At 59.6% G+C, this 14,761-nt stretch carries 13 protein-coding genes; 6 read left to right on the forward strand and 7 right to left on the reverse strand.

Going from position 1 to position 14,761, the window contains the following annotated elements; translation table 11 throughout:
• Together AB4043_RS04500 and AB4043_RS04505 are read left to right on the forward strand one after the other, a co-directional pair.
• On the forward strand, positions 1 to 835 hold an 835-nt coding region (locus AB4043_RS04500; protein ID WP_442306568.1), incomplete at its 5' end, for a bestrophin family protein.
• Between the two features lie 14 nt (positions 836 to 849).
• Entirely contained in the window at positions 850 to 1,737 is an 888-nt protein-coding gene (locus AB4043_RS04505) for a universal stress protein (RefSeq protein ID WP_442303090.1), read from the forward strand.
• A 262-nt stretch (positions 1,738 to 1,999) separates the two neighbouring features.
• Here AB4043_RS04505 and AB4043_RS04510 read toward each other — a convergent pair whose 3' ends face one another.
• Positions 2,000 to 3,196: a hypothetical protein gene (locus AB4043_RS04510; protein ID WP_442303089.1), complete on the reverse strand. Its 1,197-nt coding sequence runs from the start codon at positions 3,194 to 3,196 to the stop codon at positions 2,000 to 2,002.
• A 66-nt stretch (positions 3,197 to 3,262) separates the two neighbouring features.
• Between AB4043_RS04510 and AB4043_RS04515 the strand changes: the two genes are divergently transcribed.
• On the forward strand, positions 3,263 to 3,679 hold the full coding sequence (locus tag AB4043_RS04515) for a DUF2251 domain-containing protein (RefSeq protein ID WP_442303088.1): 417 nt from the start codon (positions 3,263 to 3,265) through the stop codon (positions 3,677 to 3,679).
• Between the two features lie 230 nt (positions 3,680 to 3,909).
• On the opposite strand, the gene AB4043_RS04520 is transcribed toward AB4043_RS04515, so the two are convergent.
• The gene (locus AB4043_RS04520; protein WP_442306569.1) at positions 3,910 to 5,997 is read right to left on the reverse strand and encodes a TonB-dependent receptor; all 2,088 of its coding nucleotides are present in this window, start codon (positions 5,995 to 5,997) and stop codon (positions 3,910 to 3,912) included.
• 196 nt (positions 5,998 to 6,193) lie between these two features.
• On the opposite strand from AB4043_RS04520, the gene AB4043_RS04525 reads away from it, so the two are divergent.
• Positions 6,194 to 6,580 carry an RNA-binding S4 domain-containing protein gene (locus AB4043_RS04525; protein WP_442303086.1) on the forward strand — a complete coding sequence of 129 codons (387 nt, stop codon included), beginning with the start codon at positions 6,194 to 6,196 and terminating at the stop codon, positions 6,578 to 6,580.
• A 12-nt stretch (positions 6,581 to 6,592) separates the two neighbouring features.
• On the forward strand, positions 6,593 to 6,883 hold the full coding sequence (locus tag AB4043_RS04530; RefSeq protein ID WP_263416681.1) for an ArsR/SmtB family transcription factor: 291 nt from the start codon (positions 6,593 to 6,595) through the stop codon (positions 6,881 to 6,883).
• A 101-nt stretch (positions 6,884 to 6,984) separates the two neighbouring features.
• Here AB4043_RS04530 and AB4043_RS04535 read toward each other — a convergent pair whose 3' ends face one another.
• From AB4043_RS04535 to AB4043_RS04545, 3 genes are all read right to left on the reverse strand, one after another.
• Positions 6,985 to 7,527, reverse strand: coding sequence for an REP-associated tyrosine transposase (locus tag AB4043_RS04535; RefSeq protein WP_442303085.1), 543 nt, complete (start codon positions 7,525 to 7,527; stop codon positions 6,985 to 6,987).
• 145 nt (positions 7,528 to 7,672) lie between these two features.
• Positions 7,673 to 9,529, reverse strand: coding sequence for a 30S ribosomal protein S1 (locus AB4043_RS04540; protein ID WP_442303084.1), 1,857 nt, complete (start codon positions 9,527 to 9,529; stop codon positions 7,673 to 7,675).
• A gap of 124 nt (positions 9,530 to 9,653) precedes the next feature.
• Positions 9,654 to 10,739 (reverse strand): Rieske 2Fe-2S domain-containing protein, encoded by a 1,086-nt coding sequence (locus AB4043_RS04545; protein WP_442306570.1) that lies wholly within the window; start codon positions 10,737 to 10,739, stop codon positions 9,654 to 9,656.
• A gap of 223 nt (positions 10,740 to 10,962) precedes the next feature.
• On the opposite strand from AB4043_RS04545, the gene AB4043_RS04550 reads away from it, so the two are divergent.
• Positions 10,963 to 12,891 carry an ArnT family glycosyltransferase gene (locus AB4043_RS04550; RefSeq protein WP_442303082.1) on the forward strand — a complete coding sequence of 643 codons (1,929 nt, stop codon included), beginning with the start codon at positions 10,963 to 10,965 and terminating at the stop codon, positions 12,889 to 12,891.
• 13 nt (positions 12,892 to 12,904) lie between these two features.
• Here the strand turns inward: AB4043_RS04550 and hpnI are convergent, their stop codons facing one another.
• Complete coding sequence (gene hpnI, locus AB4043_RS04555) at positions 12,905 to 14,065, reverse strand: bacteriohopanetetrol glucosamine biosynthesis glycosyltransferase HpnI (protein WP_442303081.1); 1,161 nt, start codon at positions 14,063 to 14,065, stop codon at positions 12,905 to 12,907.
• A gap of 269 nt (positions 14,066 to 14,334) precedes the next feature.
• Positions 14,335 to 14,761, reverse strand: a 427-nt coding sequence (locus AB4043_RS04560) for an ABC transporter permease (protein WP_442306571.1), incomplete at its 5' end; no start/stop codon positions are given.

Consider the following 14,761-nt stretch of genomic DNA (forward strand, 5'->3'; position numbering starts at 1 on the left):
AATCTATACCGTCTTCAAACATCACTGGATCTCGTTGAACGGCTTGCCCGTTGCTCCCCTGGCCTCGGCTCTGACCATCTTTCTCGCCTTCCGCACCAACGCTGCCTATGGCCGCTGGTGGGAGGCGCGTTCCCTCTGGGGGCAGCTCGTCAATACTTCGCGCGCCCTGGCGCGGCAGTTCCTCACCATGTTCGACGATGAGCTCGAACCTGAGGACCGCATTCCGCTGCGCAATCAGCTTGTGCTGCACCAGATCGCCTTTCCTCATGTCTTGCGCTGCCATCTGCGCAAACAGACGCCCTTTCCCGAGCTGCAGTCCATCCTCGGCAACGAGATCGCCGAGGAGATGCGGAAGTACAAAAACGTCCCTGCCGCGCTACTGGTCCGCATGGGCCGCCTGGTGAAGCAGGCGCGCAACGAGGGCATGATCGACAGCTTCCGCTGGACCGCGATTGACGAGAACTTCACCACGCTCGCCAATATTCAGGGCGCCTGCGAACGCATCAAGAACACGCCGCTGCCGCGCCAGTTCGACTATCTTCCGCGTGTGCTTGTCGATGCCTTCTGCTGGCTGCTGCCGCTGGCGCTGGTTGAAGACCTCGGCCTGATGACGCCCATCGCCAGCACACTGATCAGCTTTACCTTCATCGCCGCGGATCTTATGAGCCGCGAGATCTCCAACCCGTTCGACAACACCATTCACGACACGCCGATGACCGCACTCTCACGCACCATCGAGCTCAACCTGCGCGAAGAGATGGGCGACGAACATCTTCCGCGCGAGCGGCGCAAACAGCTTGGCGACGTTCAACCCGTGGATGGATTTGTCTTCTAAAAGGAGCAACACAGATGCTGCAGCACACACGTCACATCATCTTTGCCACCAACTTCTCAGATGCCTGCCATGCTGTTATTCCTGCCGTGGCCCGCTGGGTGGATATGCTCCAGTGCAAGCTCACGCTGCTGCATGTCTACGACGCTGACCGCATCCTCTATCGCGACGCCAACGCGTTGCTGCAATCGTTTTTCGCCGAGGCCGATAACTATCCTCAATGCCAGCGTGTGTTGATGAGCGGTGATCCGGCGGAGGGCATTTCGGAGTTTTGCCAGAGACACCGCGATGCCCTACTTGTCTTACCTCCCAGCGACCAGACCGGACTTCCGCGCCCATGGCACCGCTCCCTGCGCGCGCGCATGATTCAGACGCTGCCTATTCCGGTGTGGACTCTTGGGCGCACGATGGTCGGGTCGGCGCTTGCGGCCAACAGCGATCGTCACCTCGGCGTCTGGCTCAGCAGCCCGGAGGAAGGTCTTGCGCATGTTCGTCATGCTGCAAAATATGCCGCGCAGACCGGATCGACGCTGCATCTGTTGCACGTCGTGCCCGATGTGAATGAAGGCTCATTGACACACACACTGCGTACGCAGGCTCCGCTGGGCGAGGAGTACGCCGAAGAATGGTTGACCCAGGTGGCCACCAGCCTGGACAGCGCACAGCGCGTGGAGATTCACGTCGGTCAGGGAAAGGCCCGCCGTGTGCTGCCCAGGCTCATCCGGAGCAGCGGATCGGAACTGCTCATGATCAGCCAGAACTCCGCCATAGAACGCGGCCTCTTCCGCTCCGAAGTCAGCTCCATCTTCCGCGAGTGCTGCTCAGGTATCGTCAGCGTTCCGGTCACAGCATATGGCAACCTGACGGTCAGCCGCTCTCCCGCAGTGCTGGAAGAGGTTGCTTAGAAGCTCCCCCTGTTGGACCCTTCTCGCCCCCGTTCCCCCATCGTCTTGGGAGCGGGGGATTTTTTTAGATGGTTGAATGGTGGAATTGTTGAATAGTTGAATGGTTGGAGTGTCACCGATATTTAGGGTGTCATCCTGAGCGTCAGCGAAAGGTCGTTCTTACTTCTCCATATCCGGGTGCCCCACCCTCACGGAGTTAGGGTGGGTAAGGAAGCCACAAGCTGTAACCCCCAGGCAAGAAACCATTCAACTATTCAACCATTCAACTAACCAACCATACTCCCGCCACTAGCAACTGCACCACCAATAGCGCCCCACTCAGTGCCAGGAACAACTTCCGCTGCTTCGTCTCCAGCGCATCCGCAAAGACGCCGCCGGCAAAGGCGAACAGGAAAGGCAACGCCCATATCCACGGAGCCGACCGCACGCTCGTCGAGGTCATCGGCAGCAGCAACAGTGCCACCAATAGCGGCACCGTATTGCCGAAGTAGCGTGAGCGCCGTACCGTGAACCAGAGGAAGAGAGATACCAGCAGGGCGATCTCAATCGCCGCATTCTCCATCCAGTTGGCGAAGAAGAGGCTTGCTCCGTTCAGCGAAAACCAGAAGCGTGCCGCTCCTGCTGTAAAGACGTAGCTGAACGGTCCTATGCGGAACGAGAAGAAGGCAAAGACAATCGCCATGGCGCCCACAGCCGCCAGCATCATCGCCTGCATCACCGGCCCGCGACGGCGTTCCGCGAGATACAACATCAGGACGAAGGCGACGATATAGCCGATCACCGCGGCCAGAATATGCGCGGTCGCGGTAAGTCCCAGCGCCAAGGTCAGCAGCAGGATGCGCGGCTTCCACTTATAACGCGGTCCCTGCATGGCATGTGCCACACCAATGCCGGTATAGATCAGACCAAAGATGCCCCATGCCGCCAGGATCTCGTTGTTCGGCGTGGTTGAGATACGCAGGACTTCAGGACAGAAACTGTACAGCCCCAGCGCGAAGAAGCCGCCTTCATTGCCGAAGAGCCGCCGGGCCACCCACCACAGAGCTCCGCCCAGCCATACGCCAAAGCAGAGAAAAGGCAACCGCAGCAACCAGTTCACATAGGACAACTGGTGCCGCGCCTCCCATGTGGAGCCATTCAGCGTGTCACCGGGGTAAAGCTTGTCCTCCGGCTTGCGGAAGTGGTCAGCGGCGAGCAGTGTCCAGCGCTGCATGGTCAGCGGCAGGCCAGCAACACGGTACGCAAATGTCCCATCACCCTGCATGTTGCCGCAGGAGGTGAAGTACCCCAACAGCGGGGAAGGACGCTCCCACATCTCGCGTCCGCAATGGGCGTAGCGATAGTCGGTCTCGGTCAACGGAGCATGGGCAATGCGGTACAGCCCAAGCAGCGAGAAGACGAGGAGCAACAGCGCAGCCAGTTGCTGCGGTCGGCCAAACTGAATCCGTGGAAGGGTCATTGCCAGCGATGCGCTCTTCCGCGCACCTCGCGGGTCAGAGTCCCCTTTGAGTGTATCGTGAGGTGTATGGATTCCGTCTCGTTCCGGCCCGGCAAAGCCTATCTCTCTTCCCTCTCTCCGGCCGTGCCGTGGGCCGTTATCTTTGAGGATGAGGGCGATACCGCGTATTTTTACGCAATCGATACAAGCCGCGGAGACTCCGACGACCGCATCCTCGATGCTGTGCTCATCTACAACGTCAAGCACATTCCCGACGCTGAGCGCGAACACCTCGCCTCTATCGTCTGGTCACCAGACGGCCTGAAGGCACTGCTCTACCTAAACGGATACGCACACGCCATCTTCGACTTCCAGAAGCGTTGCGGCTACTGCCGCGCCAACTTCCCCAACTTCATGGAAGACCAGGCCAGCACCTGGCGCACCTCCAGCCACGCCTGGAACGACGATGTCCTGCAGGAGTTCGAAGCGACACTTTACAGCTAACGCTTTCACGAGTTGGTTGGTTGAATCGTTGAATGGTTGAATGGTTCCGAACACCCCCATCAATTCTCAGGTGTCATCCTGAGCAGAGCGAAGGAGCTGCTTTCAAACCTCGTCCCTGACACGGGTGCCCCACCTCATTCACAACATTAGGGTGGGGAGGAAGCCACAAACCTCAACTCAGTCAAGAAAACCATTCAACTATTCAACTATTCAACAATTCAACCAATCAACTATTTTGCGCCATGAATCGCCAGTCGCATCGTCACCGTCTGTGGTGCAGCTAATGTCAGTACGCCCGTCCGTCCAGCATCGATCGACCGGTCGAGCAGATTCTGAACTGCGACTGAAGCTGTAAAGCGCCGTGCGAAGTCCCGCTCGGCTTGCACATCAAAGCGCGCATAGCTTCCCAGCTTCAAAGTGTTCAGCGTGTCGTCATACTGGCGTCCGCTGACATACGTCACCACATTCAACCGTCCGATGTGCTTGCTCTCTGCTGTGGTGGTCAGCGTAAAGGAGTGGCGTGGAACCTGTGGAGCCCATTTGTTCACAAGCTGCGGCTGCTGATCGAAGCGTGTCACGGTTGCAACCGCGAGTTGATACGCTCCTGTGATCACCAGCGGGCGGATGGGATGCACGCGCGCCTCCAGCATCATGCCGCGGCTGCGAAGCTGGCCTGCATTGAAGCGCTTGTCGGTGGTGGCTGTTGCGGTCTGAGTCTGAATCACAGTTGTGATCGGCCGGTTCACCATCGTCCAGAAGCCTGAGGCGCGTAGCTGCACATCATGCGCCAGCGTCGCATTGCCACCCAGCTCGAATCCCGTTGCCTTCTCTGACCGAAGGTCCGGATTCGCCAGCGTTGTCGTCGTGCCCACGGTGCTGGTGCGATACAGCTCGTTCAGTGTCGCTCCACGGAAGGCGCGGAAGACTGATCCTGTCAGCGAGACGCCGCGACCGATATCGCGCACCACACCCAGCCTCGGGCTGAAGACATTCTCGCCACGTCCGGTCAGTGTTACTGCCGGTGTCGAGATCTGCCTCGGATCGATGATGGAGAAACGGTCATACCGTCCGGAGAGCTGCAGCGTCCAGTGCCGCGGCTGCCACACGCCAAGCGCGTAAGCTCCGCTATCGCGCTGCCGTGCCCGCGTGTTGATCTGTGCCTGGGCCACGCCGGTGGTGCTGTAGGGCGTCTCGATATTGGTTGCGCGGATGTCGCGCAGATCCGAACCGAAGGCAATGGTTACGGGTGCTCCGGCGAATCCACGCGCCCACTGCGCGGCATAGCCACGCTCTTCTGAAGGAACGCTCTGCGTACGCACCACACGCTCTGAGCTGCGTGCTGTTCCGCCGAGCACCGTGCTGAAGCTCTGGCGGTAGTTCTCTTCCGCTCCATAAAGCCGCAGGAAGGCGCGTCCATGATTAGCGGAGTTCCAGTCGCTGCCGGCGGTGTAGCGCCAGAGGCGGGTTGCATTCGTCGTCAGCGGAGTTCCGTTGCCGCGGTTCTCATTCAGCAGGTTGCCGCGCAAAAATCCCGAGAGCTCATTCGTGAACCGGCGCCGCATCTCGGCACGTCCGCTCTGCCAATGGACAAAGGCTGGTACATCGACTGGGCCGCGCGCTGCCGGAGCCGTCAACTTATATCCGTCAGTCTGAAAGAGTGTGACTGCTCCCAAACCGCTCCACGGTCCCTTGGCCAGCGTCAGCAGGCCATCACCGTCGGTTGTATTCAATCCACCGCCCTCGATCGACGCACCGTAGCGCAGAGGTCCGGCCTCTTCAGGAGTGACATTGATGGCTCCGCCGATTGCAGACGATCCATACAAGTCAGAGGCTCCACCCCGCATTAAGTCCACCTGCTGCAGCGCCATCCGCGGTACCTCATTCCAGTGCACCCAGCCGCCGAAAGCATCGTTCAACGGCACCTGGTCGCTTAGCACCAGCGTGCGCGAGGCCGCGGTCGATCCCAGGCCGCGTAGCGAGATGCCCTGCGATGTGGGGTTGGCGACCCACGACGACGTCCTGCGAAAGAGCTGAAAGCCCRCCACTTGTTTCAAGCGGTCATCAAGCGTGAAGCCCGGAGTGCGATCCAGATCCTCATTCGAAAGCACGCGCACGCTGGACGCGCCGGCATCCAGTGACAGGGCCTGCCGCGAGGCCGTCACCGTCACCTGCTCATTCACGGTCGGGCGCGTCGGCTGGGCGGGAGTCGATGCGGTTTTCGAGTTCGGTACGCTTTGCGTGCTGGGTACGACTTGCGAGAAGGCCGGAGCAGAGAGACAAAAAACTGCAGCAACTGCGGCGTGCTTAACGTGCTTCATAGAATCGATCATGGCATAGGGTGTGGAGGTTTGGCTTGTCATCACTAGAGCATTTTCCCTGTTGCTGGGTATCCCGGAAGATAAGTGCAGCGGCGTTTTCATTGCGGAAAACGCCCATAGATGCGGAATCCCTACTCTACAGCTACAGGGAAAATGCTCTGGCGGAATGACGTTTCGGCGCGCGAGAATGTTTCTTATGGCAGTTCCGGCGCATGTGCGCATCGACAAATGGCTTTGGGCCGCGCGCTTCTTCAAGACCCGTTCTCTCGCGGTCAAAGCCTGTGAGCTTGGTCGCATCCTGTCCAACGGGCAGGCCGCTAAGCCCGCACGAGAGGTAAGACCAGGTGACCGGCTGCGCATCACCAACGATGGCGGTACGTTCGAGGTGACCGTCCTCGCTCTCAGTGAAGTGCGCGGACCYGCCGCTGCCGCTCAGGCGCTTTACCAGGAGAGTGAGGAGAGCAAAGCCGCCCGCGCTCTTGTCGCCGAAGCGCGCAAGTCCATGCCTGTCTTTGAGTTCCAGCACGAGGGCCGGCCTTCTAAACGTGATCGTCGCCAACTCAGCCGCCTTCGCGGGAGATGAAATAATCGCTTTATGACATCCCGGAAGGTCACGCTCACGCCCAAAGAGTTCGCGCTGATTGGCCGCGCTCTGGCCGAGCCGCGTCGTGTGCAGATGCTGAAAGACCTCTCCGCCCGCGAGACCTGTATGACCTGTGGTGAGCTGCAGGAGACCCAGGACATCACCCTTCCTACTCTCTCGCACCATATCAAGGAGCTCGAAGCCGCAGGTCTGATCGAGGTCCGTCGCGAAGGCCGCTGCGGCTTCCTCACGCTGAATCGCGAAGTCCTCAAGGCCTACCTCGAAGAGCTCTCCCGGATTTAATGCATCTCTGCCCCGGGCGTCTTTGAAGCCACAAGACTCGTTGCCCCATTCTTCGCGGTTTCATCGCGAAGGGTGGGGTATCGCGCTGTGCGCGACCGCTTTTATCTTGTGCCTCCGGAAGTTTCATCGCTTTCTACATAACGAATCGGCTGAGCGGACAGCTCTTCCCACTCCCGATAGCTGCTCCAAACCCACTTTCCTGGCTTATCGACCAAGTCCCGTCTGACCGGATTCAGATGGATATAAGCCAGCTTCTCATCAAACTTGTCGGGGTTCGGGATCAAGTAATCGTAGTACCGCGTCTCCCAGACGGGGATTGTGGCCGACGCTCCAGCGCGTGAGGTAAGAGTTGGGAACAGGTCTGGCCTGATTTTCCGAATCATCTTCGACGACCGTTGCTTGACCACCTGCATGACAGTTGCAATCGATCCGGCTTCAGGTTCACCGAGGATAAGGTGGATGTGCTCCGGCATGATCACAAAGCCGCGCAACCGGGCCTGGTATTTTTCGGCCGTTTCGCGAAGGATGCGTAGACATTGGTCTCGCTCCTCTGCTCTGCCGAGAAACGGCATGTGTCGATAGCAGCTACAGGTGATGAAGTGGGAAAAGCCGGTATCGTGATGACGCTTCAAACCTGTTGGCATGGCAAAAGTCTAAAACGGTCGCGCGTAGCGCGATACCCCACCCTTCGCTCCGCGAAGAATGGGGCAACGAGTGTCGTTACCAGCATAAACAGAACAGCCACCCCGAAGGGTGGCTGTTCTATTTATCAGAGAGCGTGTCTATGAGTTACTCGCGCTCGCTACGCTTCCAGTTGATCAGATCGCCCAGCGTGGTGCTGGAAGAGTTGGAAGTGCTTGAAGAGGCGGAGGCCTTGGACTTGTAGCTCTCGACCTCTGCACGGCTGGCGTCGTCGCCGATACCGCGCAGGCTCAGACCAACCTTCTTCTCTTCCGGGCTCATCTTCACGATCTTGAACTCGCGCTCGTCACCGATTTCGAGGTGTGCGGGTGCGCCGAAATCGTCGACCATTTCGGATACGTGGCACAGACCCTCGACACCTTCGGCGATCTCAACGAAGGCGCCGAACTGTGCGGTGCGGAGAACCTTACCCTTCACCACATCACCAGAGCGGTGCTGCGCGAAGAAGGTATCCCAGACATCGGGCTCAAGCTGCTTGATGCCGAGCGACAGGCGGCGGTTCTCCGGTTCGACGCCGAGAACAACAGCCTTGACCTTCTCACCCTTCTTCAGAACTTCCGAGGGGTGCTTCACGCGCTTGGTCCAGCTCAGGTTGCTGACGTGCACCAGGCCATCGATGCCGTCTTCGATCTCGATGAAGGCGCCGAAGTCGGTGAGGTTGCGGACGCGGCCCTCAACGGTGGAGCCCACCGGGAACTTATCGTCCAGCTGCTCCCACGGATTCTCCTGCAGCTGCTTCATGCCCAGCGAGATACGACGATCCTGCGGATTGACTGCGAGGATAATGGTGTCGACCTCGTCACCTGGCTTGACCAGCTTGGAGGGGTGCTTCAGGCGCTTGGACCAGCTCATCTCGCTGACGTGCACCAGACCTTCGATGCCCTGCTCCAGCTCAACAAACGCGCCGTAGTCGGTTACCGAGAGAACGCGGCCACGAACCTGGGCGCCAATCGGGTAACGCTCAACGGCGTCCAGCCACGGATCAGGCGTCAGCTGCTTGAAGCCGAGCGAAACGCGCTGCTTATCTTTGTCGAACTTCAGAACCTTGACCTGGATCTCATCGCCAACCTGTACCAGGTCGCGCGGATGCGTCAGGCGCCCCCAGCTCATGTCAGTAATGTGCAGCAGGCCGTCCAGGCCGGAGAGATCGACGAACGCGCCGTAGTCGGTGAGGTTCTTCACAACACCGGTCAGCACTGCGCCCTCTTCCAGGGTCTCCAGCGTGGCAGACTTCTTGGAGTTCTGCTCCTCTTCCAGGATCTCCTTGCGGGAGACGACCACATTGCCGCGCTTCTTGTTCAGCTTGATGACGCGGACATCGATCGGATGGCCCACATAACCATCGAGGTTACGGACGGGGCGGATCTCAACCTGCGAACCCGGCAGGAATGCCTTGATACCGATGTCGACGGTCAGGCCACCCTTCACACGGCCGAGAACGGTGCCGGTGACGATGGTCTTTTCATTGGCAGCCTTCTCGAGCTCGTCCCATACGCGCAGGCGTTGTGCCTTCTCGTAGCTGACTAAATAGCCGCCCTCGGACTCCTCACGCTCGACAACCACGTCCACCGTGTCACCGATATTGAACTTCGGCGCGCCGGTGTGATCCACAACCTGATCCAGCGGAATCAGACCCTCGGACTTCAGGCCGATGTCGATCACGACATGCTTGTCGGTGATCTTCACCACGGTGCCTGTCGTGATGGTGTCGTCGGACATAGCCGACTGGGCTGCTTCCTTTTCGGCTGCCTGCTCGCGGTCGAAGCTCTCGAGCGCGCTAGCAAAGTCCGCCATGTCGTAGTCGACATCGTGCTCATCGGCTACATCAGTGGTGTGAGTGGTTTCGGTGGCGGCCGCAACGGCGGTCGTCTCTTCAGGGGTGAGGGTTTCCAGTTCGGTGTTCAGGGTTTTGCTCTCTGTTAAAGGATTTTGGGGTTCAGCCATTGGACGAGTTTGGGATTCAACCATTGGACGAAAACTCCCGAGGCCAGGATTCACGCGACCTGCTAATTTCCGACAAGGACATCAAGTCAGCCCGCAGCATCTTGGGGGCCGGCTCAACTACTTGTCACACTTCCCAGAGGAAGGCTCGGCAGGCAGGAGCGAATCGGTTGTTGCAGGGTCGCCGCTGTTTCAGGGCGAAATACCATTTCGCAGGTTTGTCGGCGTCGTCGATCAGCATCATAGCCGGCCGGAAACGCAAACCCTCCGCCTGTTCCATCATCGTTTCCTGGTCCTGGCGGACAAAACGCTTGCCAAACCACATGGCGATGGGCCGCACGATCGGCAACCAGGTCAGCATGCTCCAGGCCGCAATCACATCGATCCGGCAGGTGGAGGCGGTAACCGGCGTAACCGTTGTCAGCGAGGCGAACCAGTGGGTGATCTCGCCGTTCTTTCTGGCCACCACCGTCTCAAATCGCCGGTTCGGCAGGGAAAAATCGATTGTCGTTTCCGGTTTTCCTATTAATTTGTAGGGGGCCGAGTTCGACGAGGGCGTGTGCGGCGACATCCGGAAGCCGTCCGCAATCGGCTCAAAGTGCTTGGTCTTCTCGTGAATGCTCGCGGCGCTACGCCACCACCAGGCACGGTGCACAAAGGGGCCATGCGCCGGGTCCATCAGGCCGATGATGCCGTGGTCCACATTGCACGGCAGGTCCGCCTGCAGATGCGCTGTCGTAAACCGGGGGCCAAACTTCGGCAGCTCCGGGACAGGCGGCAGGCTGGCAGGCACCCGGTTTTCGCCCGGTTTGGGGACGTAGACCCAGGCGTAGCCGTCCTGCTCCACGCAGGGATAGGCTCCGGCGAAGATCTTGCCGGGCTGCAGCGTGTCAAATTGCGTCAGCGACGGGATTTCGGCGCACTGGCCGCCGCAGGGCTCGAACTTCCAGCCGTGGTACTTGCACTGGACGTGTTCGCCGTCGAACCAGCCGGCCGAAAGCGGAATGCCGCGGTGGGGGCAGAGATCGCGCATGGCGAAGATGCGGCCGTCGTTTTTGCGTCCCAGCAGCAGCGGAACACCCAGCAGCAGCGAGGTCGTGGTCTTTCCCTTGCGCAGCAGATCGCTGCGGAGCGCCGGGTACCAGTCACCGAAGATCAGYTCGGTCGGGGGACCTTCGACATTGGCCAAAAGACTGTCATTGCGCAACTTCATCCGAGCCTGAGGCTACACCATCCCGGCCGTAGAGTAGTTCTCCTAAAAGTCTAGAGCGGAGTATCGGGGCCCCCAGCGAACTCGTTCGCTGGGGTGAAGTTCTGGCTGTCTGCGCGGTTTTCCTGCGAAGAAAACGGCATTCACTGATTTATCCAACGCCACATCATTAGGAGAACTGCTCTAAAGGCAGAGTAATGCGGCACACATACACTGAAGGGAAGCCATGCGTGAGATCGCCCCCTCTACCCGACGTCTGCTGTGGCTCTTCGCCCTTTGGGCTGTCTTTTATGGCAGTTTTACGCTATTTACCCCACCTTTGCTGGACGATGCCGACTCGGTCCACGCCGAGGTAGCGCGCGAGATGGTGCAGCGGCACGACTGGGTGACGCTGTACGCCAACGGCATCCGGTACCTGGAAAAGGCGCCGATCCTGTACTGGTCAATGGCGGCTTCGATAAAGCTGTTCGGGGCCTATGCCGCCGCCGCCAGAGTTCCTATGGCATTGATGGTGCTGGGCTTAGCTGCGGCTGCCTGGGCATTTGGGCGGTTGCTGGCTGGGCACGAGCGCTCCGGGTTCTACGCGGCGATCGTGCTGCTCTCGAGCTTCGGCATCTTCATCTTCAGCCGGATCCTGCTGCCTGACGTAGCGGTCTGCCTGTGGCTGACGCTGGCGATGTTCTGTTTCTGGCAGACGGAGAAGATCGACTTCACCGACGCGGAGCACGGATGGGGCGGGCAACGTCGCACCCAGCCGGTGGTCTGGTGCTGGGGTTTCGCGGCCTGCTGCGCCCTGGGGGTTCTGACCAAAGGGTTGATCGGCATGGTCTTTCCCATCCTCATCGGCGGGGCCTATCTGCTGCTTACGCGCGGAGTGAAAGGGGGGCTGGTCCGCCTTTGGCAGCTTCGGCCTATCAGCTCGCTGCTGGTCTTTCTGGCTGTGGCGGCGCCGTGGCATGTTCTGATCGCGCGGGCGAACCCGAGCCAGGGGCATCCCGGCGGCCTTATCCGTCTGAACGGACACTGGTTTGTCCCGGAGCCTACGCTGGGCAATGTGCATGGGTGGACCTGGTTCTACTTCATGAACGAGCACGTGCTGCGGTACATGAACCTGCGCGTGCCGCGCGACTATGACACCGTGCCCCTCTGGCTCTTCTGGCTGCTGGTGCTGGTCTGGCTGTTGCCCTGGTCGGTGTTTCTGTTCCCGGCTCTGAAGCGGATTCGGCTGCGGGAACGGACAGAAGCCGGGCGGGCGAAGCTGTTTCTTGCCGTGTGGGCGGCGGTGCCGATGCTCTTCTTCAGCTTCTCCACCCGGCAGGAGTACTACGTGCTCCCTGTACTGCCCGCTCTGGCGCTACTGATCGGATGGTGGATGCACGATGAAGCAACGGAGGCCGAGAGCTTTGCTGTTCCCCAGCCACTGGTCGCTGCCGGGCAGCGTGCCGCTACGGCTTTGTTCGTCATCGGCGTCGTGGTGATGCTGGCCTGCGGCCTGCTTCTGCTGAATGCAAAACAGCCTGCTCCGGGCACTGATATTGCATCCCTGCTGCAGCAGAATCCTGGTGACTACGCCCTGTCGTTTGGGCACTTCCTCGACCTGAACGCGGCGGCAATGGGAATGTTCGCCGGCCCCTTGGGTCTGACCGCCATCGCCTTCGGTGTGGGTAGCGCGATGGCATGGTGGAAGCGGCGGCAGTTCGAACCGCATCACTCAAACCTCTGGATCGCGACGTTAGCTTTCACCTTCCTGCTGGCGGCGCATACGGGACTCCGCTTCTTCGCTCCGGCACTGAGTTCCAAACAGTTGGCGGATGCCATCAAAGACGAAGTCCAACCGAACGATCTGATTGTGATCCACGGCGAGTACGAGGCCGGATCGACGCTGGGCTTCTATCTCCAAAGGAACGATATCCATATCTTCGAAGGACACAGCGCGAACCTCTGGTACGGCTCGTTCTTCACCGATGCTCCAAAGATCTTCGAAGACGAGGCTTCGCTGAAAGCGAAGTGGAAGAGCCCGCAACGAATCTTCCTATGGGCCGAGAGTGGCAAGGTCCCGGCATTCCTCGGGAAAGACTACGTCGTCGTAATCGAGAGCGGCGGAAAGCTGTTGATCGCGAACTACGCAATGAAAACTGAATCATTCAATCATTGAATAATTGAATGATTCAATTTGCTCGAATCAATTTGCCCTTATCCAGCTTGAACCGTTCGCCGCGCCACTCGATGGTGTCATCAAGCAGTCCGAAGAGCCAAAGCAGAAGGCAGGCGACGTCCTTGAAGGGGATGACCCAGAGGTCACGCAACACCTGGCCGTCGCGCAGCACTCCGACACCGATCGTCAGGCAAACAGTCATACGGGCCAGAAGAGCCATGGAGAGCAATGAAAAACTCCAGAGATCGAAGCCGCTGGCGATGACGGTCGCCACCGCCCACGGAACGCAATATGTGGTGGGCAACCCGAAGTAGCCGCCGGGACGGGCATCACGCACGGTGCGATACCAGCGGAGCTGATGTGTCCAGTAGCCTGAGGCGTCGTATTGCGGTACAGAGGTGTCGACCACCTCATCGGAGAGCACGACCTTATATCCGGCCTGGCTGATGCGAAGCCCGAGTTCGTAGTCATCGGCGAGATACTCCACAATCGATTCCAGACCTCCAATCTCTTCGATAATCCGCTTGCGTGTTGCCAGCGTAGCGCCCAGCCCGAAGCGAATACCCTTTTCCAAACGGCGTGCAGTCAGCAGACCGGGAATGAAGTCGCAGGAGACGCCCAGAGCTTCAAACTTCGCCCATAGCGTCGCGCCGCGTGCAGCAGTGACGACGCGATAGGCACAGGTCACCATGCCGATGCGGACGTTATCGAAGGGCGAGAGAACACGAGCCAGGTAGCGCGGCGAGACGACGATATCCGCATCGTTGATGACGATGTACTCGTGGCGTGCATGCGGCAGCATCTGCGCCAGGTTGCTCACCTTGCCGCTGGTGCCCAGACGCAACGGACAATGCACCAGCACGATATCCATCTCAGGGAACTCGGCTTGCAGCCGGTGTACCTCGGCAACCGCGGGGTCGCCCATGTCAGAGACACCGAAGAGCAGTTGCACCGGTCCAGCATATTGCTGGGTGCAGTGGCTGGCAAAGGCCGCATACAGCTTCGGGTCAACGCCCTTGAGCGGCTTCATCACCGTGACGCCGGGAGCAAACTCCGGACGCTTGGCCGTCCGCCAGAAACGGACAAAGTCACGCGTGCCCCACAGGGCCAGAAGCGAAAAGGCAATACCTGCCAGCGTGAGCAGGGCGAAAAAGATCGCGATCCCGAGAGCCATTATGGTTAGGGTAATTGGTCCGGAGAGAAACGAGTTGCTGGTTGCTGGTTGCTGGTTGCTGGTTGCTGGTTCCTAGTTGCGTCGCGATCGCGCTGGCAGCCACGAAGCTGGGTGCCCCATTCATGCGTAGCATGAGTGGGATGAATCGCGCTTTGCGCGATCCGTTTTTCCTTCTTGCGCAACACTGCCCACGGGCGTTGTTTTGACTGTCACTAATGCAGCTCGGCCGAACTAGCAACCAGGAACTAGCAACCAGCAACTGCTCTGCGCTACTCGTAGCGCAGAGCGTCAATGGGGTTCAGATTCGCAGCTTTCCACGCCGGGTAAATCCCGAAGACCAGGCCGATGCCGCAGGAGCCGATAAAGGCGACGATGATCCAGATCGGCGAGATGCTGACCGGGACAATGAAGTGAAGCAGGCTGGCGAGGATGCCACCTACGGTGATGCCGATGAAGCCGCCGACCGCGCACAGCGTGATCGCCTCCAGCGTGAACTGAGAGAGGATCGTCTTCTTGGTGGCTCCGATGGCCTTGCGTACGCCGATCTCGCGCGTGCGTTCGGTGACGGAGACCAGCATGATATTCATCACGCCAACGCCGCCGACCATCAGGCCGACGGAGGAGAGGCCGAACATCAGGGCGAAGAGACCGCCCGTGATCTGCGACCACAGACGTGTGATCGAGTCTGAGGAGAAG

Origin of the sequence: Terriglobus sp. YAF25 (assembly GCF_052113305.1) — a bacterium.
Lineage (GTDB): Bacteria > Acidobacteriota > Terriglobia > Terriglobales > Acidobacteriaceae > Terriglobus.

What these genes read in the sequence shown, in the direction of transcription:
- AB4043_RS04505 (WP_442303090.1), top strand. Translation starts at nt 850, where the DNA reads ATGCTGCAGCACACACGTCACATCATCTTTGCCACCAACTTCTCAGAT.
- AB4043_RS04510 (WP_442303089.1), bottom strand. Translation starts at nt 3,196, where the DNA reads ATGACCCTTCCACGGATTCAGTTTGGCCGACCGCAGCAACTGGCTGCG.
- AB4043_RS04515 (WP_442303088.1), top strand. Translation starts at nt 3,263, where the DNA reads ATGGATTCCGTCTCGTTCCGGCCCGGCAAAGCCTATCTCTCTTCCCTC.
- AB4043_RS04530 (WP_263416681.1), top strand. Translation starts at nt 6,593, where the DNA reads ATGACATCCCGGAAGGTCACGCTCACGCCCAAAGAGTTCGCGCTGATT.
- AB4043_RS04535 (WP_442303085.1), bottom strand. Translation starts at nt 7,527, where the DNA reads ATGCCAACAGGTTTGAAGCGTCATCACGATACCGGCTTTTCCCACTTC.
- AB4043_RS04540 (WP_442303084.1), bottom strand. Translation starts at nt 9,529, where the DNA reads ATGGCTGAACCCCAAAATCCTTTAACAGAGAGCAAAACCCTGAACACC.
- AB4043_RS04550 (WP_442303082.1), top strand. Translation starts at nt 10,963, where the DNA reads ATGCGTGAGATCGCCCCCTCTACCCGACGTCTGCTGTGGCTCTTCGCC.
- hpnI (WP_442303081.1), bottom strand. Translation starts at nt 14,065, where the DNA reads ATGGCTCTCGGGATCGCGATCTTTTTCGCCCTGCTCACGCTGGCAGGT.